17 protein-coding genes and 2 tRNA genes are annotated in these 19,515 nt (G+C 42.6%); 11 read left to right on the top strand and 8 right to left on the bottom strand.

The features are described from left to right. Positions 1-191: 191 nt before the first annotated feature. From LROSL1_RS12170 to LROSL1_RS12160, 3 genes are all read right to left on the bottom strand, one after another. The gene (locus LROSL1_RS12170) at positions 192-1,397 is read right to left on the bottom strand and encodes an IS110 family RNA-guided transposase (protein WP_225440509.1); all 1,206 of its coding nucleotides are present in this window, start codon (positions 1,395-1,397) and stop codon (positions 192-194) included. A gap of 247 nt (positions 1,398-1,644) precedes the next feature. Next, positions 1,645-2,166: a DUF1836 domain-containing protein gene (locus LROSL1_RS12165; protein ID WP_161001911.1), complete on the bottom strand. Its 522-nt coding sequence runs from the start codon at positions 2,164-2,166 to the stop codon at positions 1,645-1,647. A 24-nt stretch (positions 2,167-2,190) separates the two neighbouring features. Next, positions 2,191-3,051 (bottom strand): DegV family protein, encoded by an 861-nt coding sequence (locus tag LROSL1_RS12160; RefSeq protein ID WP_178914759.1) that lies wholly within the window; start codon positions 3,049-3,051, stop codon positions 2,191-2,193. Positions 3,052-3,300: 249 nt separating this feature from the next. On the opposite strand from LROSL1_RS12160, the gene LROSL1_RS12155 reads away from it, so the two are divergent. Continuing rightward, positions 3,301-3,780 carry an HIT family protein gene (locus LROSL1_RS12155; RefSeq protein WP_178914758.1) on the top strand — a complete coding sequence of 160 codons (480 nt, stop codon included), beginning with the start codon at positions 3,301-3,303 and terminating at the stop codon, positions 3,778-3,780. A 70-nt stretch (positions 3,781-3,850) separates the two neighbouring features. Here LROSL1_RS12155 and LROSL1_RS12150 read toward each other — a convergent pair whose 3' ends face one another. Further along, a complete protein-coding gene (locus tag LROSL1_RS12150) occupies positions 3,851-4,801 on the bottom strand; it encodes an FAD:protein FMN transferase (RefSeq protein ID WP_178914757.1) in 951 nt (316 codons plus the stop codon). Positions 4,802-5,176: 375 nt separating this feature from the next. Here LROSL1_RS12150 and LROSL1_RS12145 point away from each other — a divergent pair. From LROSL1_RS12145 to LROSL1_RS12125, 5 genes are all read left to right on the top strand, one after another. Beyond that, positions 5,177-5,262: transfer RNA gene (locus tag LROSL1_RS12145), tRNA-OTHER, on the top strand. Between the two features lie 78 nt (positions 5,263-5,340). Continuing rightward, positions 5,341-5,426: transfer RNA gene (locus LROSL1_RS12140), tRNA-OTHER, on the top strand. A gap of 57 nt (positions 5,427-5,483) precedes the next feature. Continuing rightward, positions 5,484-6,737, top strand: a complete 1,254-nt coding sequence (locus tag LROSL1_RS12135) for a peptidoglycan bridge formation glycyltransferase FemA/FemB family protein (protein ID WP_225440530.1) — start codon at positions 5,484-5,486, stop codon at positions 6,735-6,737. Positions 6,738-6,849: 112 nt separating this feature from the next. Beyond that, positions 6,850-7,284, top strand: a complete 435-nt coding sequence (locus tag LROSL1_RS12130; protein ID WP_178914755.1) for a GNAT family N-acetyltransferase — start codon at positions 6,850-6,852, stop codon at positions 7,282-7,284. 139 nt (positions 7,285-7,423) lie between these two features. After that, positions 7,424-7,522 carry a type I toxin-antitoxin system Fst family toxin gene (locus LROSL1_RS12125; protein WP_178914754.1) on the top strand — a complete coding sequence of 33 codons (99 nt, stop codon included), beginning with the start codon at positions 7,424-7,426 and terminating at the stop codon, positions 7,520-7,522. Positions 7,523-7,732: 210 nt separating this feature from the next. Here the strand turns inward: LROSL1_RS12125 and LROSL1_RS12120 are convergent, their stop codons facing one another. Beyond that, entirely contained in the window at positions 7,733-8,488 is a 756-nt protein-coding gene (locus tag LROSL1_RS12120) for a substrate-binding domain-containing protein (RefSeq protein WP_178914753.1), read from the bottom strand. Positions 8,489-8,665: 177 nt separating this feature from the next. Here LROSL1_RS12120 and LROSL1_RS12115 point away from each other — a divergent pair, with 177 nt between their 5' ends. Further along, positions 8,666-10,144 carry an FAD-dependent oxidoreductase gene (locus LROSL1_RS12115; protein WP_178914752.1) on the top strand — a complete coding sequence of 493 codons (1,479 nt, stop codon included), beginning with the start codon at positions 8,666-8,668 and terminating at the stop codon, positions 10,142-10,144. A gap of 129 nt (positions 10,145-10,273) precedes the next feature. On the opposite strand, the gene gndA is transcribed toward LROSL1_RS12115, so the two are convergent. Beyond that, the gene (gndA, locus tag LROSL1_RS12110) at positions 10,274-11,716 is read right to left on the bottom strand and encodes an NADP-dependent phosphogluconate dehydrogenase (RefSeq protein ID WP_017260881.1); all 1,443 of its coding nucleotides are present in this window, start codon (positions 11,714-11,716) and stop codon (positions 10,274-10,276) included. A gap of 319 nt (positions 11,717-12,035) precedes the next feature. Between gndA and LROSL1_RS12105 the strand changes: the two genes are divergently transcribed. Beyond that, entirely contained in the window at positions 12,036-13,214 is a 1,179-nt protein-coding gene (locus LROSL1_RS12105) for a thiolase family protein (RefSeq protein ID WP_178914751.1), read from the top strand. A 292-nt stretch (positions 13,215-13,506) separates the two neighbouring features. Here LROSL1_RS12105 and LROSL1_RS12100 read toward each other — a convergent pair whose 3' ends face one another. Together LROSL1_RS12100 and LROSL1_RS12095 are read right to left on the bottom strand one after the other, a co-directional pair. Then, positions 13,507-14,961: an Ig-like domain-containing protein gene (locus LROSL1_RS12100; protein ID WP_178914750.1), complete on the bottom strand. Its 1,455-nt coding sequence runs from the start codon at positions 14,959-14,961 to the stop codon at positions 13,507-13,509. Between the two features lie 160 nt (positions 14,962-15,121). Beyond that, a complete protein-coding gene (locus LROSL1_RS12095) occupies positions 15,122-16,699 on the bottom strand; it encodes a helix-turn-helix domain-containing protein (protein ID WP_178914749.1) in 1,578 nt (525 codons plus the stop codon). Positions 16,700-16,889: 190 nt separating this feature from the next. On the opposite strand from LROSL1_RS12095, the gene LROSL1_RS12090 reads away from it, so the two are divergent. The 3 genes from LROSL1_RS12090 (at position 16,890) to LROSL1_RS12080 (ending at position 19,399) form a co-directional block, all read left to right on the top strand. Next, positions 16,890-17,105 (top strand): hypothetical protein, encoded by a 216-nt coding sequence (locus tag LROSL1_RS12090; RefSeq protein ID WP_017260885.1) that lies wholly within the window; start codon positions 16,890-16,892, stop codon positions 17,103-17,105. A 303-nt stretch (positions 17,106-17,408) separates the two neighbouring features. Then, entirely contained in the window at positions 17,409-18,509 is a 1,101-nt protein-coding gene (locus tag LROSL1_RS12085; RefSeq protein ID WP_178914748.1) for an NAD(P)-dependent alcohol dehydrogenase, read from the top strand. A gap of 41 nt (positions 18,510-18,550) precedes the next feature. After that, a complete protein-coding gene (locus LROSL1_RS12080) occupies positions 18,551-19,399 on the top strand; it encodes an SDR family oxidoreductase (RefSeq protein ID WP_225440529.1) in 849 nt (282 codons plus the stop codon). Positions 19,400-19,515 lie beyond the last annotated feature (116 nt).

The following is a 19,515-nucleotide window of genomic DNA, read 5'->3' as shown; positions in this document are numbered from 1 at the left end:
ATCAGTTTTTTCTACCTCTAGTCAAGTATTAATATAGGTCTAGCAGTATTTATGTCTTTGAATTGATTTGAACTTAGGGATTCAAAACGGTTTCTTTGCGATTTGAACAGTTTGGAATACGATTTTTGAGTACACTAAATAGACCTTAGCCATTTTATTTTTTGAGTAAGGCTAGTACACTATAGACGTAATCAGAATGATTGGCGCTTGACGCCGTATATATACATCTGATTCGTAATCACGAGATGGTAAATCGTTCGTAACAGGCGACCCATCGCAGCGATGGCAATCCTCTTAGTCCCTGACTGAGGAGATTGTTTTTTTCTGCGTTGATAAAAGTCGTTAATATGATTCGGATGGTAGTGAGCGACCGTCGCGATATTACTGATTGTGCGAAATAGTAGCTTACGGGCAAATGTGTCACCACGCTTACTGATATGGTCAGCGGCCACGAATTCGCCGGATTCATAATGGCGTAAGTCAATGCCAATAAAGGCATTGAGCTTATTAGAGCTACTGAAACGCCGAATATCGCCCAGTTCACCGATTAATAACACAGTGGTTGTCTCCGCAAATCCAGGGATACTCATTAAAATATCAAACTCTGGAAGGGACTTAGCTAACGCTGTCATGGCTTTAATCAGCTGTTGTTTATGACGGGTTAGTTCGCTGACTCGTTTAGCGTGGTAGCGCGTCTGCGACACCGACGGTGCCTCAACGCGATCCGCTGGATACGATGCTTGTGCTAGATGGAGTAATTTCTTTGCGACCATGATCGCGCGATTTAGAGAAATATTCTTGGGAGTCGTTTCCATGATTATTTTTCCTAATCCGTCTGGACTGAGTTCTTCAAGCAGATCGGGGTGTGGATAACGCTGCACGATGTTCCAGTATTGTTCGCCATCCGGTCTACTAAGCAAAGATTCTATTTCCGGGAAAGTTAATTGTAAACTACGATGTAATCGATTCTTCTCACGAACGACATCTTCATTGAGTTGTTCATAGAAGTGACTATCGTCCATCAAGTCGTGGTAAACCGGCTTCTGGTAATATTCCAATCGACGCTTTATAACGAGCTGTGTTTGAGCTAAATGCAAAGCATCGTTATTGTCTGTCTTATTTGGCCGTAGGCTATCTAACTGCTTTTTGGCAGCCAATGGATTCAAACGCGTATAAGCATAATGATTATCTTCTAGAAATCGCTGTACCCGACGAGAGTATACACCTGTGGCTTCAAACACGATTTGCGGTTTTGCGTACTCTTTCATCTCTTTGAGTAAGTTTTGAAAGCCAAACCAGTTATTATCAATCTTGAATTGTTTAACGGTGACACCATCATTCACTATGGCTACTGCCGAAGTAGCCTTACTAACATCAAGACCAAATGCGACTGTCATTTGATTCACCATCTTTCTGAAGTTGTTCCACGTTAATATGATCAATTTAATTTTCAAAACACGACCTGAAGGCCAACAGACTAAGAACAAATTTGGATCATACCGGTGAAGTTGCCATTTTTTATTACGACGTCAAAGCGCCAAAAACTACCACGGCTTGTCAACTTCACCACCACTTTAACAGAAACTAAAAGTGGCGAGAAACGATTCCGTCGAATCATTTCTCGCCACTAAGGTTAGTCTGTTTTTATTGTTGATTAGCATCAATTACACGATGCAGAGCCTTTTTAGCGGAAAGCCAAAATAGAAAGGCTTCCAGTGCGTCATAACGAATAACCTCTGCCGCAGACATTTCTTGCTGTTGCTGTTCGGCCAGACGAAAATGTTTGAAAGAGTCGTTAGCAGCTTCTCGATTAAACAGTGTTATGAAGTGATCGTAACTTTTTTGCGGTGACTCATTGTCGATGATGTATTGAAGGGCAACTCTAAGCTCTTCGAGCGAAAAAATGTTTTTTAAGAGACCAACAATGATAGCACCTGCCAAATGAATCTTATGATAGCTTTTCTTGTCGGGTGCGACTAAAACGTCGGCCTTAAAGTAATTATGCATCATTGTTTTAGTCACTATATCGCCAGTAATGGGCCTTAAATACCCATTTGTGAGTTCAATCAGCTGGTCAAGATGAAGGTCGAATCCAGGCAGGTCTGACCAATGTGGCAGAATCATCAAATTATTATTTTCGAATGATTGATTCAGTGGCTTTGACATATTAATGGGGTGTCCTTTCTGACATTAACCCACCTGTACCGCAATACCGACAAGTCCGGGACCAGTATGAACGCCAAGGGCAGGGGAAATGTTTCCTGTTTCAATATTAAGTGATGGAAAGCGGTTTTGTAAATCCCCTGTTACCTGTTTTAATAGCGGTTCATTGAGACCTTGAGCTACGGCAACACGGGCGTTTTTGTTGGCTGCAATTTTTTGAGTAGCCAGTTCGACCATTTTCTGGACAGCCTTCTTTTCTGTGCGTGCTTTGGCAATAGCTGTATAAACGCCATCTGAATCACAAGTAATAATTGGTTTAATGTTAAGTGCCGCACCAAAGAATCCGGCAACACGGCCGATTCGACCACCAGCCCTTAGATATTTTAATGTTGGAATGTAAATGTAGACAGAGCTTTTTGGCACAGAAGCATTGAGCTTGTCGATAATCGTGTCAAATGGCAATTGTTGGTCAATCAGTGATTCTGCGTAGTCGGCAAACAGACCACTACCAACACCAATGTTTTTAGTATCAATAACCACCATTCTTACACTGTCTTGTGTTTCCGCGACCTGTTTGAAGAGACTGTTGGTTACCGACAGTGCACCAGATATGGTAATTCCGATGACATGGGTAAAACCGCGACTTTTTAGTTCTGCAAGGCGATTAATGACATCTCCCATCACGGGACTGGCAGTTTTAGGAAGTTCTTTAGCCGCGGATTGTAGACGATAAAAATCATCAGGCTCAATGGTTTCACGGTCGGAATATGTTTTGCCATCGATCATTAACTGCATTGGTACAGCGACGATGTTTTCATACTGTGTAAAAATATGCTCAGGCACATCCGAGGCCGAATCTACGAGCAAAGCAATTTTTTCTTCTGTCATCAAGAATTTACCTTCTTAGTCGTATTTGAAACAATATCGAATTAATTAATATAGTATTGAATACTATATTAATGATCGGAATTTGTCCAATTTTAGCTTAATTCATTTAATTTTAATAATTGAATAAGAAATTCGTTTGAGCTCGCCTAGTATTTGAAAATGTGCTAATTTACTGATTGAGAAAGTAATTGATGGCATAACTGCGAGTCTCATGGGGAGAGAATCGACATTATATAGAGGGTGGATGAAATGATGCACGATAACTGTGAAATTTGCAGACGAATTCAAATGATTAAGGATGGGACTAATCCCTATTTTGTTGCTGAATTATCAACAGGGTATGTGGTAATTGGCGACAATCAGCACTTTAAGGGATACACCTTGTTTCTATGCAAACAACATGAGACAGAATTACATTTTTTGCCACGCGATTTTAAAGAACAATTTCTGCACGAGATGAGTTTGGTAGCGGAGGCCGTTTACGACGCGTTCCATGCTGAAAAGATGAACTATGAGTTATTGGGAAATGGCGATACCCATGTTCACTGGCACCTATTTCCTCGTCGAGAAGGCGATACGACAACACCGGGGCCAGTTTGGTGGTTAGATCGTAACGTTATGTTCAGTGACGACAATCGGCCAACGCCTGAAGAGCTTGATGAGATGAAGCAAACACTGAAAGCAACACTAACTAAAGTGCTGGCGGCGGATGCTGAAGCGGCAAATTAAATAGAACTCAAATAGGGGCAACATTCACGTGAAGTAATCATGTGAATGCTGCCCCTATTATTATCTTTTGTTACTCAATTAATTTTAAACGATGATGAACGATCACTAGATCAACAGTGTCATCATCGTAAACGAAAGCTGCTCCGTAAATATCGTCGCGGTCTTCTCCCCAACCTGGAATTGGTTTACCGGCGAAGAAAAGCCGCTTTGTTTCTATTTCACATGTGATTGAGTCACGGGCAAAAATGGTGACACCGCTGACGTGTGTTTGCAGGGGATGACCGGTTTCAGGACTCAACAAGTGGTGGTAACGATGACCGTTCTTAACTAAGACACGTTCATAGGTGCCTGACGTGACGGCGGAACCAGCTGGCATCAGCACAGTCAGAAGATCTTCACCACGAGCTTTTGTTGGAGCCTGAACACCAACTAGCCATTGACCATTATCGCGTTTAGGCGAAGTACCGACAAATTCAATGTTTCCGCCTAGATTGATGATGCCTGCTTGCACGCCATTGGCACGCCATAAATCGCGAATTCGATCAGCAATGTAGCCTTTGGCAATTCCGCCTAGATCCAGTTCCATCCCTGGCTCAGTGAGGTATACGCTCTGATCGGCGTCATTTAGAACGACGTTTGCTGCATTAGACAGTGCCAGCCGTTTGGAAATATCTGTTTCACTGGGAACGTTTGCCCCAGCAAAGCCAATCTTCCAAAGTTTAACGAGTGGTCCAATTAAAGCGTTGAAGCCAAAATGTTGGCGGCTCTGCTCAACGGCGGTTTTGATGAGCGCAAACGTACTTGGAGACACTTGCACAGCATGTTTGCCGGACGCGTTGTTGACTGCCATAACTTCGGAGACAGGGGCGTTAACGGTTAACTGTTGTTCGTACAGCTGAATGAGCGCAATACTGTCATCCAGTACCTTTTCATCCGTTTCACCCATGACCGTTAACACAATACGAGTTCCAAGCGCATGGGTTGTTTTTGTTAGTTTTTGCGATGCGAGATTATTAATCATTGTTTGGGTCCTATTTGTTGTCTTTCAGTATGTTCGAAATGTAAGTGTTAATTGATATTATAGGTCGTGGCTGTTTTTACCGTCAATTGCATAATGACTTACGGAATACTTCAGAAACCTTGACGCACGTTCTACTTTGGCGGTGTGGGGGAATACCCAACATTAACAAAATAATAAATAAACTTTGAAGTTTGGTAAAGGCGTTGTCGATCTTAAACATCTGAAAAAGTTGTGCGGTACTATCATATTGTGCTCGAGCGAAGATGAAGATGTTTTCTCACCCTGAGTAAGGACTGTCTGACGTTTGTGAAATTACCTTGAATCTTCTTTGGAACAGGGTTATATTTTTTTATGGCGGTATTTTTAAGGTCTTATGGAGAGTTACCCAAGTCTGGTTGAAGGGACACAATTTCGGTTGTGAGGTCAGTAATGACGCAGAGGTTCAAATCCTTTACTCTCCTTTGTGAGTTCCGGTTGATGACAAGCCTGTGTTGTTGACGTGGACTCATATAGTTGCATAATTTAACAGTTTTAAAAATGGAGAGTTACCCAAGTCTGGTTGAAGGGACACGATTTCGGTTGTGAGGTCAGCAATGACGCAGAGGTTCAAATCCTTTACTCTCCTTCACAGGCATCGATGGTCGATGCCTTTTTAGTGTCAAAAAAATGGAATGGTGTGAAAATGGTGCAAAAAGTACGCGAATTATCAGCTGAAGAATTTGGTGCGTTTGAAGAAAAGTGCCCTTACGGCTCGTTTTATCAATCTGTAGAACAGGGTAACCTGATGTTGAAAGAAGGGCACAAAGCGACTTACATGGGTCTTGTCGACGGCGATAAGATCATTGTGGCCGGATTATTGGTCGGCATGAAGATTCACTTTGGTTATCGGTTTGATATCTATGGTGGACCATTGTTTATGCCAGGTTCTGAAACAAAAGCTAACTTGTCTGCGTTTGTTGAAGCAGTCGAAGAATACGTTCGCAAACAAAACGGGATGTTCTTGCGTCTAATTCCCAACTTACCAGTTAAAACGTACAACGACGCGGGTGAACTTACTGCGAGTCACTTTGAAACTTTGCCAGCATTGTTTAAAGGGCTTGGTTACGACTACCAAGACTATCACGCTGCGGGTTATGACGAAGCAACGCATGTTACGCACTATGAATACAAAAAAGATGTCCGTGACATGACGGAACAAACGCTTGAAAAGAGTTTCGATAAGAAAACGCGTTATAACATCAAAAAGGCCAAAGAATTTGGCGTTAAATTAAGAGATATCTCCTTCGATGAACTGCCAGAATTCAAGAAGGATACGGCAATGACTGCTGAACGATTGCACTTCCCGGACAAGTCACTTGATTACTATCAAAACGTGTACCGTGAGTTTGGCGATAAAATTCGCTTTGTCGTAGCTGAAATCGACTCGAATGAATACATTGATTCTTATCAACAAAAGATTAAGTCAACTGATGATAAAATCGCGGCACTTAGGGCGAAAAACAAGGGCTATGAACAGAACAAAATCGATGATCTTGAACGTCAAAAGGCTAACCATCAAAAGAAAATTGATGTCGCAAAAGATCTTCAAAAACGTTATCCTGTCAAGTTTAATGTTGCCGGTGCGATGTTTGTGATTCAACCACAAGAAATCGATTATGTATTTAGTTACACGAACGAAGAATTCAAGACTTTCAAAGGCCCGTTCATGTTGCAAGATGCCATGATGAAGGCCGCTGTTGACCAAAAGATTCCGACGTACAACTTCTTGGGTGTTGCCGGACTCTTCGATGGTAGTGACGGTGTGTTTGAATTCAAACAAGGTTTTAATGGCTACACTGACGAAATGATCGGCGAATTCTCCAAAGTGTTGATTCCATGGCGTTACAAGCTCTTAAATGCCATTAAGACAGTGTTGGGGCGTAGCAAACGTTTCTAAAAAGTTGAGATTTGAAAGATAAAGAAAATGACCGTTTGAAAATTACAAGTTGCACAGTAATTTCCAAACGGTTATTTTAGTAGCGTTAAATAGAATTGAATGGAGAAACAAAATGTCTATTATTTCCCATCATGCCAGGCCAGAAGACTATGACGCACTAACTATACTGTGGCGTGAAACGGTTGTAACAACGCATAAATTTTTGAAGGTGGCAGATATTGACCAGATTCAACGAATGTTGCCAGTGTACTTTGATGCAGTCAATTTATTGACATGGTTTCATGGCGAAGAACTAATTGGTTTTTCTGGCACTAAGAATTACAAACTTGAAATGCTTTTCCTGGATGTTCGTTGTCTGCATCAGGGCTACGGAAGGCAAATTTTGGAACGCTTGATCAATGAGGAACACATTCAAACAGTAGATGTTAACGAACAAAATCCTGATGCATTATCTTTTTATCAGCATAATGGGTTTCACATTGCGAGCCGTGATGCTGAGGATAATCAGGGACGTCCATTTCCAATCTTGCACTTAAAGTTAACCTAAGCATGTCATCGAGAGAAATAAAATCATTACGCTCAAAACTCACCTGTATTTCTAATCCAATTAAGGCAAGTATTCCTGTAAAATCTCTATTGTAGTCGATTCCGGCTCATCGCATAAAAACGGTGAGAGGAGGACGAATATGTTACAAATGTTTATGACTATTATAGTGGGCCCGCTTGTTGTCGGCGTGTTGCTTATCTTATTTAAGCAGTGGTTGGATCGAAATGATAAGTGGTAATCGACTACTAATCTAACCCGTCCGTTTAAGTACATATTATTCGAAAAAAGAACCCCGAAGAGTGGCAGCTCTTCGGGGTTCTGACGAATATGTTACATTTAACTATCAGTGTGAGTACAGTCTATCATGTTTTTGAACAAATGCGAAGTGGTAGGGTAAATTTCATTTGAACATATCTGTGTCAAACACAAGCACATAACTGACCATAAATCAGTTGCATAGTTCGGTTAGTAGCCGCTTTAGTGTATGAGACAGGTGAACATTTTTATACACGGCGTCGATCGTGTAAGATTGCGTTGATTTATCAGCAAAAGGTAGAAAACGTATGTGGTCGTTCTTTAGGGTTGAAGGGATAAGTCCTTCAGGATAAAAAGCGAACGCTTTGTTTAAAGCTACTAAGATGTTCATCTGTTCAACACTGGCGACACGCCGAATTTGTTCATAATCTTGGATAAACGGAAAGCTGGCCAAGAAACTTTCCAACAAAAAAGTAGAGCTCTCAGAACTATAATACAGAATCGGGACGTCCTTTATATCCGCAGAAGCGAGAGCAGTCTGTTTACTGAGGGGATTGAGAGTACTAACACCCATAACCATAGTTTCAGAAAAGATAGCTTTAGTCTGTAATTGAGCAGTGGATTTCACTGACGGTTGCCCATAATTAATGGAGAGAGCAAGGTCAAGATCACCATTTTTAACCATGCGGGTCAGGTGTTCATTACTACCTTCTTTGATAATCACCTGCATTCGTGGATTGTCTTGAAGCATCTTAAAGATTGCATTTTGCAATAACTGTTGTTCAAAAGCGGAAAAATAACCCACTCGCAATACTTCAGGACTAGACTGCTTAACCTGTTGAATTTCGGCGACCGTATTTGTATAGCTATTAACAATATCCTGCGCAGCCTTTTGAAAACTGCCATATTGTGCAACGCTTAAAAAAGTTTTTAATCGTTCGATTTCCATGAACAAACCTCCGAATTTAAAGTAGAACCAAAAGTTGACCTGGCGAACAATTACCTCAGTTTAATGCTAAGGGAAAACTAGTTAATATTTGGTTGTAATGCAAGCGTGCTAAAAAGTCATTATAAATCATTTAGCACTAATTGCTCAAGAATGAACAAACAACTATGGAGGCTGATCATGCCAAATATTACCAAAAAAGATGCTTATGATGTCGTCGTTGTTGGAACAGGGGCGGCAGGAACGAGTGCGGCGTTGACCGCTGCACAAAATGGTGCCAGTGTTTTACTGCTCGAAAAGGGACGTCACACGGGCGGCAGCAGTAATTACACAGAAGGACTGTTTGCCGTTGATTCATACTTACAAAAGCAGCAAGGAATCACTGTTTCGGGAACTGATGTTTTAAAAGAGGAAGTTGCCTATTCAAAATATCGAGCAGATTCCAGAATTTGGCGCAATTACGTAGATGATAGTGCCGATACTGTAAAATGGTTGAACGAACAAGGCGTTGAGTATGAAGGCGTCCAAGCAATGGGTGATGGCGAGGCTACATGGCATATATACAAAGGAATGGGAAATGCCGTTATTAACGACGCCTTAATTCCTCAGGCAAAGAAGCTTGGTGTTGAAGTTCTGACTTCTACTGCCGCGACTAATATTGATCAGGAAAATGGCAAAATTTCTAGAGTGACCATTAAAAATTTAGCCAATAATCTCAGTGAGTCTGTTAAGACATCATCCGTTATTTTGGCAACGGGTGGTTATCTGAATAATGCTGAAATGATGTCGAAAATGACTCATTATGATACATCACGATTAGTTACAGTCAGTTCTGGCAAAGGTACTGGGGATGGGCTTCAAATGGCTTGGAACCTTGGTGCACGTAAGTACGGAACAGGAACTGCTATGTTGTTTGGTGGATACCTAAAAGACCCCAGCGTCCCTGCCTTTAAGTTTATGAGCTCCGAAATGAACACAGCCGCAGGGCAACAACCACTGCTTTGGGTGAATGAAAATGGTGAACGCTTTGTAGATGAGGCCGTAGTCTATAACTTTTCATTTGCCGGGAATGCGCTTTACACGCAAAACAAAGTGTTTAGTATCCTTGATACAGCAGTTATTGACGAAATGGCCAAATCCGGAAACTTCATGGGTTTAGGCGTTTATGTTAAACGTGGCCAAAAAATGACAAAACTGAAGGATGAAATTGATGAGGCCGTAGTCGAAGAAAGGCCATTTATTTTCAAAGCAGATACTATTGAAGAATTGGCACAAAAGATGGGTGTTCCCTCTGAACAACTAATGCAGACGATGACGAAATACAATCAGGATTGTGAGTTAGGACAAGATTCATTGTTCGGAAAAGATCCGAAGTACATGCGTCCAATCAATGAAGGACCCTTCTACGGCTTTTCTTTAAACGTTGGCGCATTCTGTACAATGGGTGGTTTACAGGTAAACCCTAATAATGAAGTGCTTAATAATAATGGTCAAGCGATTGCAGGCCTATATGCAATTGGTAATGATGCGACAGGACTGGTTGGCGATACTTATGGTCCCAACATGCCAGGTACTTGCGTTGGCTATGCATTTTACTCCGGTAGAAATGCTGGTTTACATGCGGCTATGACTGTTAGTGACGAGCTCGAGGATAATTGATGGTCAATTTTAAATAAATAAAAATCCTGTTCACAGCTAAGATTTTAACGTCTTAACTATGAACAGGATTTTTTGTCTAATCTAAATGAATTCAAACAAATAGATCACTCACAACATTTAATCCGAAGTCTATTGTTCTTCGTACCAAGTGTAGTGGAAGTTACCAGGACGGTCAGTACGTTCGTAAGTGTGAGCACCGAAGTAGTCACGCTGTGCTTGCAACAAGTTAGCTGGCAAAACTTCTGCACGGAAACTGTCGTAGTAAGTGATGGCAGCTGAGAAGCTAGGAACTGGAACCCCAGCCTTAACAGCCATTGCCACAACGTCACGAACTGATTCTTGGTACTTAGCAGCGATGTCCTTGAAGTAGTCGTCGAACAACAAGTTAGTCAGCTTAGGATCCTTGTCAAAGGCATCAGTGATGTTTTGAAGGAAGCCGGCACGGATGATACAGCCTGCGCGCCAGATTTGTGCTAATTGACCAAATTGTAAGTCCCAGTCATAAGTTTCAGAAGCAACACGCAATTGTTCGAAACCTTGTGCGTAACTCATTAACTTACTGAAGAACAAAGCTTGACGAATCTTTTCGATGAATTCTTTCTTGTCACCGATTTCAGCCTTGCCTTGGTTCTTAGCTGCTGGTAATACTTTAGAAGCTTTAACACGTTCGTCCTTCATCATTGAGATGTAACGAGCGTAAACGGATTCAGTAATAACAGATTGTGGTACTTGGATGTTCAAGGCATCTTCTGAACTCCACTTACCAGTACCTTTGTTGTTACCACGGTCCAAGATCATGTCAAGGATAGGCTTTGTCTTGTCGTCGCCTAAGTCATCTTTATGAGTCAAGATGTCAGCGGTGATTTCGATTAAGTAACTGTCCAATTCACCCTTGTTCCATTCTTTAAAGATGTCAGCCATTTCATCAACAGAAATGCCGGCAACGTTACGCATGATGTTGTAGCTTTCGTCGATCAGCTCTTCATCACCATATTCGATACCGTTGTGGACCATCTTAACGTAGTGACCAGCACCGTTAGGGCCGATGTACGCTACACATGGCTTGCCATCTTGAGGTGCCTTTGCAGCAATTTGTTCAAGGATTGGGGCAACTAAGTCATAAGCGGCTTTTTGGCCACCAGGCATTAGTGAAGGACCCTGAAGGGCACCTAATTCACCACCGGATACACCCATGCCGATAAAGTTGATCCCGGACTTGTCCAGTTCAGCGTTACGAGCCATGGTGTCGTGGAAGTTAGTGTTCCCACCATCGATTAAAACATCACCCTTGTCGAGCAATGGTAATAATTCTTGGATAACGGCGTCCGTTGGGGCACCAGCTTTAACCATCATCAAAATCCGACGAGGTGTTTCAAGAGACTTAACGAAATCTTCAATCGTATAACTAGGAACTAACTTTTTGTCGCCGTGGTCCTTCATCATGTCATCGGTCTTTGAACGTGAACGGTTGTATACACCTACAGTGAAACCGCGACTTTCAATGTTTAGGGCCAAGTTCTTACCCATAACTGCTAAACCAACAACACCAATTTGTGCTTTTTGATCTGCCATGATAAACCTTCCTTGTTATGTTTTATTGTGAAAATCATTATCATTATGGGCACAATCCCATTATGTCAACGATGTTCCACAATTGTGAAGAGCAACACTATTACAGCTATTATGGTAGTTGATACGCTTACATTTTTCAACCGCTAGGGGTTCGTTTAATGAAATTAGTTGTGAAATAAATTTACGCTGACAGTTTATAAAACTTGGTTACAATCGTTTGTCATTGTTCTTAAATAATTGCCGTAATATTCGACATCGGTTAGACTTGAGTTTACTTGTGAAAAAGAAGCAGTCAAACGGAGTAGAAAGAGGGAGACTCATGGACGACGTTGTTATCGTCAGTGCTGTGCGCACGCCTGTAGGAAAAATGGGCGGCGTATTGGCCAGCTTTAGTGCAGTTGAATTAGGAACCTTAGCGGCTAAGGCTGCAATTAAGCGGGCAAAGGTTAATCCCAGTATCATTGACCAAACGATTGTCGGCAACGTCCTACAGGCTGGCTCGGGGCAAAATGTTGGTCGTCAAATCGGGATCAACGCTGGCGTTCCGGAAAGCAGCCCAGCGATGACCGTGAATGAAGTTTGTGGATCAGGTTTAAAAGCGATTCGATTGGGTCAATCAGCCATTGTTATGGGTGATGCCGATGCGGTCTTAGTAGTTGGCACGGAAAGCATGACCAATGCACCTTACCTGACGAATGGTATGCGGTTGGGGACTAAGTTTGGTGATACAACAATGGTTGATAGCATGGAGCATGACGGCCTGACGGATGCCTTTTCAAATCAGCCGATGGGTGTGACTGCCGAGAATGTTGCAGAGCAGTACCACGTTAGTCGCGAACAACAGGATGCTTTTGCCTTGGCCTCACACCAGCGCGCAGCCAAAGCCAGTGACGATGGTGCGTTTGCCGATGAAATGCTGCCATTAAGCGTTAAAAATCGGCATGGGGAAACCGTTATCGACCGCGATGAAACGATTCGTGAAGACACCAGTCTCGAGAAGTTGGCTAAACTTAGACCGAGCTTTGAACTGGGAGGTACCGTCACAGCTGGCAATGCGGCGCCACTGAACGATGGTGCTGCTGCCATGATTTTGATGCGTAAAAGCAAGGCTGGCGAGTTAGGTTTGAAACCATTGGCGACTATTAAAGGTTATCAAGAAGTTGGCGTCAACCCACAAACAATGGGCTACTCACCGGTTAAAGCAGTCAGTGAGTTGCTTACCAAACAGCATCAGACGGTGTCGGATATCGACTTGTTTGAACTGAATGAAGCCTTTGCGGCGCCAAGTGTGGCCGTTGCCCGTGATCTGAAGATTCCCGCGGCTAAATTGAATCCAAACGGTGGTTCGATTGCTATCGGTCATCCCCTTGGGGCGACTGGCGTTCGGATCGTAACGACACTGATTTATGCCTTGAAGCATGCCGATCAACATACAGGCGTTGCCGGTTTATGTATTGGCGGCGGACTTGGCATTGCGCTTTCTGTGGAAGTTAATTAAAACCTTTAGTATGAGAGAGCGGGACATAACACGCTTTGGCTTTCTCAGGTAACATAAATCCGGCGTTTATGGGTGTTTTCCCATGAGCGCCGGATTTATGTTAGATGAGCAAAAGTCAGTGTTATGTCCCGCGTTTGCGGCAATTTTTCATCAGCATGAACTTTTGCGATTGAAGAAAAATTGCTTACCGAAACTACCTGGTGCCATTTTGCTGAAATAAAAGTTGAGCAAAATGACTCAGACTTTTAATTTCTATGCTAATTGTGACTGTTATCGACTCTTTTTCACTAATTTAGTTTTGACGTAGCCGGTAAATAATGAGACCGGTGAGCGAAATAACACCGACAATAATTAGTGAAATGCTGATTTGCTGATCGGTGTGTGGCAAGCCCTCTGCTAGCGAATCCTTCTGTTTTGCAGATCCTTTGGTTGAAACGGATTGACCGTTAGATGACGAATTTGATGGGCCCGCAATTACTGTTTGGTCACGATTGTCAGATGTCGAAGATTGATTGCTAGAATTTAGCTGACTGGCGCTTGAATCGTTAGAAGCAACTACAGAATTATCCGTTGAACTTTCGTTGGTGTGATTAGTATCTACGTGATGACTGTCCGAATGGTCATTACTTTCAACAGAACTGCTGTCACTATTTTCTGATGAACTGTTATTCGAACTTTCAGAGGCATTACTGGATTCGCTAGTAGAACTCTCATTGGAGTTGTTGCTATCTGAGCTACTATTTGATTCTTCGCCAGAGTTATTATTCTCTGAACCACTGCCTGTTCCAGAACCAGCAGTTTGTTTCACGCTGGCGGTAGCTTTTTCAGAATTGGCGCCGTTACCGTTGTTGCCGCCCCAGGTCATTGTGGCCGTGTTTTTAAAGATAGAACTGCCATCTGAGGCAACTGCCGGATCCTTAAACGTTGTTAGGTAATCAATGACAACCATCTGTGAGTCGAGTTTAGCAAACGTTGTTTCAAAACTGTCGCCAGTCACTGATACTGTGTAATCTGTTCCAGCAGTCAGGGTTTCATCACGCTTATAGCTTGCTTGTGTGGTGGGGTCTGTCCAATGTCCATTAGACACAGTAATGCTGTCAGGAACCAATTGTTGACCGGCATCAGTGATGATATCTGAAACTTTTACATTTTCCATCGGTAATTCGTTACGGTTAACCAAAATAGTCCATTTGATTGCTGGATTGCCGTTACTGTCAGTCGTGAAGCTGCCTTTTTTAGACAAGTTATTTGTGGATGGACTGACAATCACTGGACTTGTTAACGTGCCATTGTTAGTCTCAAATGGCACGTTTTGTTCACCTAATCCGACTGTCGCCGCATTGAGTTTGGTCGAGAAGGTAATGGTGCCATGAAGGTTAGTCAGGGTTGCTGCAGTTTCATTAAACGTAACCACCATTGTGCCATCGGTTTTTATGTCGACACTTCCCAGCTCCGTGCCATCATCTGCAAGCAGCGGAAAAGTTGATTCTTTTGAGACACGAAGGGCGTCAGGTAATTGAATCTCCATTTGATCGTTAGCAGCGATATGAACGTCGTTTGGCACTGCCCAGTCGTAGCGTACATTGACGTTACTGGCATAACTAAAATTGGGCCCATTTGTAATTGTTCCACTAGTGATGAATTCGTTGCCGTATGTGGCGGCTTGTGCGGTCTGAGTGTTGAAAATGAAGCCGATCATCACGGTGAACATCACAAGTAGCCAGTTTATTAATCGAGAATTTTTCATAATTCTATCTTCCTCTCAAGTTACTCTTGAAAATAGCGTACGAGAGAAATGAGAGGATAATATCTCAAACTTCACGGTCAGTTCGATTTTTACGAGAAATCCGATTGGCGAAAAATTGATATACCTAGAAAAATGATGAATTTATGATATTCTGTGCCGATTAAAGTACGTTCTTGGGTGTTCGATGGCATGGTGGAGTTGTTGCCGATAGCTCGCGGGGATGCCCAGTTAGGCCTCGATTATTTGGGGTGGTTTGGAGTAATTCAGTTATTTTATTCAAATCATCTTCGGATCCTAGGTCCGTCAAAATGTACGTTTGTGTAGCTTGAATGACAGGCTGATCAGGACAATGGTCAGATAAATAGAGGTCATATTGTTTATTTGGGTCAAAGACCTCAACTGTTGTTCTAAGTGTCTGATTAAAGTAGTTTTGGCAAATTTGAATAAAGGGTTCAAGCCACATCTCACCAATTTCCGGGTCGACGCCAATTCGGTAGGTCGGTGCAAATCGCTGTCTCAACGTTAAACGCAGTAGCACCATAAGCTGTTGCACATATCCTGGATCGACAGAAAGTTGAAATTTGTCTGCCATGGATGAAACGATAACGCGAGTGAGTTCGTGGGCCTGACGAATGATTAATTCATTATGAAGGCGTTTGTAGTAACGCGTTGTTGTATCTGGACGCATAACGTTGATATGACCAGCACAAACGGTCAGGTTGACCAATGTACGATAGAGAGTAGCGACACTGTATCGCGTAATGGTTGGCGTGTCTAAATTAAGCATTGGCTGAACATGTTCTTGGTGGATGGTTTGCGCCGTACTAGCTAAGGAATCGGTGGGATTCACCATATCCACAGCGGGTTGCCAAAAGGCGTCGTCAATGGGGAAAACTTCATGAGCAACACAAAAAATCAATAAACTTTGCTCCAGTTCTGTCTTCTCGATTCGCTGCATAAACGTCGGCATCGAATCCTGTAGTTGCCGCCACAACTGTTGAAAATGAGGCGCACCCACCATGGTCTTATAGACTTGGCGAGCGAGGGGCGATAAGGTCATTGTCGTGTTGGCATGGCGATTACGTAGCCGAATAATCAGTAGCCAAGTGTACAGTTTGCGAGGCCCGTCGGCTGCGAGATATTTATTAGACCCATCGATTAATAAACGATGCATTGTTTCCGCTAAAGGACTGTTGCGTTGCAAGTAACGACGATAAACGTACTGGTCTTTTGGACAGACATTCCACAGCAGTTCATACATTAAATGTTGGATAGCGAGATCTGGGCCAGTGAGTTGCAGTTGATTGATTTTGACGTGAAAGGGCGCTAAAAGATCATTGAGTTCGGCAATCTTACGGTAAAGAGTGGCCACACTGAAGTTGAGTTTCGTAGCTAACTGAATGCTTGTTAGATTGGGATTGAGAACGATATTTTCGATAATACTAATTTTGGGTGTCTGGCGATAGTACGAAAAAATGAGCGTTTTCAGACTCATTTGACCGTTGATATGCAAGTGAACTTTTTCGTCATTCCATTTAAAGGAAATATCATATTGAGTTAGCGAAGGTCTCAGCACCATTTGGATGGCTTGCAGGTCGTCCATTAATAAATTTCGGCTTGAAAAAGGTAACGCGCTCGCAATTTCCGAAATTTTGGCCTCACCATTATTACGGTATAGATACTGCAAAATCCTAATCTGTCGCCGTTCAAACGGCTCTAAAAGATCTTCTTTGTTCATTATTCCACCTCAGTGTCGTAAATAACTGTTGCCATTAATTAATTTACCCACTAAACTAAACGTGTGGTTCTCAAATTTTTCGATAATTTTTGAATTATTGCAAGGCAGTTTTAATCTTCAATTTGTATCTTTAGAATAACGGAAATGATTTTGTTAAGACATTTTTGTGCTTAGGAGGCAAATAGCAGTCGTGGAGAAATTAAAGGCTTCATTAACAAACAAGAAACAGTATCATGATGACCAACTTGGCGATTATAAAATGACGGCTTTGGAATTGGGTAGTGGCTTTTTTCAGTTCGACATTGATAGTTTGATTTATCAGGGAAGAATTGTCGAATCGCGTCGTAATGATGGCACGTTTCTAACCACGCTTGGTGATCAAGAACGAGTTATTGAAATCGAGTAGTTAAGATTGTTATTGTTAGTAATTGAATAAATGATTGTTGATGGCATCAGTTGCTTTTGCTACTGGTGTTTTTTTGCGCGGTGGGAACACCGAATCGTTGGCAAAATGCCCAATATGCGAACCTATTAGCTGATAGTAAAGTGACCTTACAAACTAAAATGCTTGCACGAGCAAATAAATGATCAAAATAAAAACGGATTCTAGCGAAATTCATCTCAAAATTGTTACGATACTCATGTGAGATAACTTACAAAGCATTTGATGGTCAATTTGTGTACACAGCAAAGATAAGGAGTACAAATCATGCAAATTACAGCAGCTGTTGCGCCAGCTAAAGGTGAATCCTTAGTTGTTGAACCCGTTGAATTAGATGACACGTTACATGGTGATCAATTATTAGTTAAAATCGTTGCGGTCGGCGTTTGTGGCGCAGATATTATGCGTGCCAAAACCGGTATGGGACGCAGTGAATTTCCGATTGTTTTGGGACATGAAGGTGCCGGCATTGTCGAGCAGGTCGGTGAAGATGTACGTGAATTTGAAGTTGGTGATCATGTGGCGATTTCGTATGCTAGCTGTGGTCACTGTCGCCAGTGTCTGGCCGGTCGTCCGTATGCGTGTGAACGCTCAGATGAATTGAATTTTGGCGGCGTTGATTACTACGGTGGTAGTCGTTTTACCTTGAACGGTCAGCCAGTAACGTCTTTTTTCCAGCAATCATCGTTTGGTACCTATGCGAAGGTTCAGGAACGAAACGCTGTTAAAGTAACCAAGGACGTTGATGTTAGCCTGCTTGGACCATTGGGATGTGGCTTACAAACGGGGGCTGGTACCGTTATGCATATTCTTAAACCCGAAGTTGGCAGTTCAATGGCAGTGTTCGGTACTGGAACGGTCGGCGATGCAGCCATTATGGCGGCTAGGGCGATGCACGTTGCCAAAATCATCGCTGTTGATATCTTTGATACGCGGCTGGCAGAAGCCAAAGCGCTTGGGGCAACAGATATCATCAACAGCAAGACAGTTGATGATGTGCCAGCGATGATTCAAGAAATGACTGATGGTGGTGTAGATTATGCTGTTGTTTCCGCTCCTGCTAATGGGCTACCAGAACAAGCCATCCGTAGCACAGGTATTCTCGGGCACACTGCAATTATTGGCGGCGCAGCGCATGCTGACTTGAGCATGATGAATGACATTCTGGTACCGGCGCGTCAAGTCACGGGTGTGTTACAAGGATTCTCATTGCCTAAGTTGTTTATTCCCCAACTGATTCAGTTGTATCAACAAGGTGACTTTCCGTTTGATAAACTGGTTAAGTTTTACGACCTAAAAGATGTCAATCAGGCCTTTGAAGACTCATTAAACGGAACCACAGTGAAGGCAATTTTGCGGATGCCTTAATTAGGAAAAATGACATTGATAAAGTTCATTAGGAGGTAAGCATGATGATTTTAGTAACCTCAGCAGCTGGCCACACTGGTCGCGTGATTGTGGACAAACTAGTGGCCGCTGGATTCGACGTAAAAGCGACGGACATTAATCCAGCCGTGAAAGATTTGCCGGGTATTCGTGAAGGGGTCGTTGCAGATTTAACCCGTGCAGATGAAATTGATAAGTTGATTGCGGATGTCGACAGTGTCGTGGAAATTCCCCCCTTGTTTGTCGCGGAAGAGGCGGATATTGGCCGATATTTGACGGACCAGTTGGCGGCTGCCCACAAGCAATTTATCTTTATTTCGGTTACTCATCCAATTCTATCTACGTTACGTCAGCATTTGATGAAACGTGATGTGGAAGAGCACATGATTTATACCGGGATGGTTAAGGATTATCAATACACGATTTTGCAACCGATGCACTATATGCATAATTTCAATCCAAACGTGGTTCACGAAACTGGTGCCTATAATATCTTTTATGATATCAATACCAAACTTTCCTATGTGGCACCGGAAGATGTTGGCGATGTGGTCGTAGCAGTTGCTCAAAATCCCGAGAAGCATAATAAAGCCACGTATGAATTGGTAGGTACGGATTACGCTTCACCGGTAGATCTAGTAGCATTGTATAATCGGTTAACAGGCGAGCATGCCGTTGCCAAGCGTGTCGATATGACAGAGTTTCTTAATCAGGCAGGCATTCAAAATGTTTATTCACGAGATGCCTTTCGCCACCTAGCAGATACGTATAGTAAGTGGGGACTCGATGGCAACTCGAATGTCCTACGCTTGTTACTTGGACGCAAACCAACAAGTTATGAAGATTATATGAAGCAGCAGATTAAATTTTAAATATGCAAACAGAGAGCGCGACATAACACGGTTTGGCTTTCTCAGGCAACGAAAAATGGATGTTTATGGGTGATTTTCCCGTGAACATCCATTTTATGTTAGATTAGCAAATGTCA

Source organism: Furfurilactobacillus rossiae (genome assembly GCF_013394005.1).
GTDB lineage: Bacteria > Bacillota > Bacilli > Lactobacillales > Lactobacillaceae > Furfurilactobacillus > Furfurilactobacillus rossiae.
This window is presented reverse-complemented; position numbering and strand designations above follow the sequence as displayed.

Excerpts from the sequence above, each read along its gene's own strand:
- LROSL1_RS12170 (WP_225440509.1), bottom strand. The coding sequence starts at position 1,397 with ATGACAGTCGCATTTGGTCTTGATGTTAGTAAGGCTACTTCGGCAGTA.
- LROSL1_RS12165 (WP_161001911.1), bottom strand. The coding sequence starts at position 2,166 with ATGTCAAAGCCACTGAATCAATCATTCGAAAATAATAATTTGATGATT.
- LROSL1_RS12160 (WP_178914759.1), bottom strand. The coding sequence starts at position 3,051 with ATGACAGAAGAAAAAATTGCTTTGCTCGTAGATTCGGCCTCGGATGTG.
- LROSL1_RS12155 (WP_178914758.1), top strand. The coding sequence starts at position 3,301 with ATGATGCACGATAACTGTGAAATTTGCAGACGAATTCAAATGATTAAG.
- LROSL1_RS12150 (WP_178914757.1), bottom strand. The coding sequence starts at position 4,801 with ATGATTAATAATCTCGCATCGCAAAAACTAACAAAAACAACCCATGCG.
- LROSL1_RS12135 (WP_225440530.1), top strand. The coding sequence starts at position 5,484 with ATGGTGCAAAAAGTACGCGAATTATCAGCTGAAGAATTTGGTGCGTTT.
- LROSL1_RS12130 (WP_178914755.1), top strand. The coding sequence starts at position 6,850 with ATGTCTATTATTTCCCATCATGCCAGGCCAGAAGACTATGACGCACTA.
- LROSL1_RS12125 (WP_178914754.1), top strand. The coding sequence starts at position 7,424 with ATGTTACAAATGTTTATGACTATTATAGTGGGCCCGCTTGTTGTCGGC.
- LROSL1_RS12120 (WP_178914753.1), bottom strand. The coding sequence starts at position 8,488 with ATGGAAATCGAACGATTAAAAACTTTTTTAAGCGTTGCACAATATGGC.
- LROSL1_RS12115 (WP_178914752.1), top strand. The coding sequence starts at position 8,666 with ATGCCAAATATTACCAAAAAAGATGCTTATGATGTCGTCGTTGTTGGA.
- gndA (WP_017260881.1), bottom strand. The coding sequence starts at position 11,716 with ATGGCAGATCAAAAAGCACAAATTGGTGTTGTTGGTTTAGCAGTTATG.
- LROSL1_RS12105 (WP_178914751.1), top strand. The coding sequence starts at position 12,036 with ATGGACGACGTTGTTATCGTCAGTGCTGTGCGCACGCCTGTAGGAAAA.
- LROSL1_RS12100 (WP_178914750.1), bottom strand. The coding sequence starts at position 14,961 with ATGAAAAATTCTCGATTAATAAACTGGCTACTTGTGATGTTCACCGTG.
- LROSL1_RS12095 (WP_178914749.1), bottom strand. The coding sequence starts at position 16,699 with ATGAACAAAGAAGATCTTTTAGAGCCGTTTGAACGGCGACAGATTAGG.
- LROSL1_RS12085 (WP_178914748.1), top strand. The coding sequence starts at position 17,409 with ATGCAAATTACAGCAGCTGTTGCGCCAGCTAAAGGTGAATCCTTAGTT.
- LROSL1_RS12080 (WP_225440529.1), top strand. The coding sequence starts at position 18,551 with ATGATGATTTTAGTAACCTCAGCAGCTGGCCACACTGGTCGCGTGATT.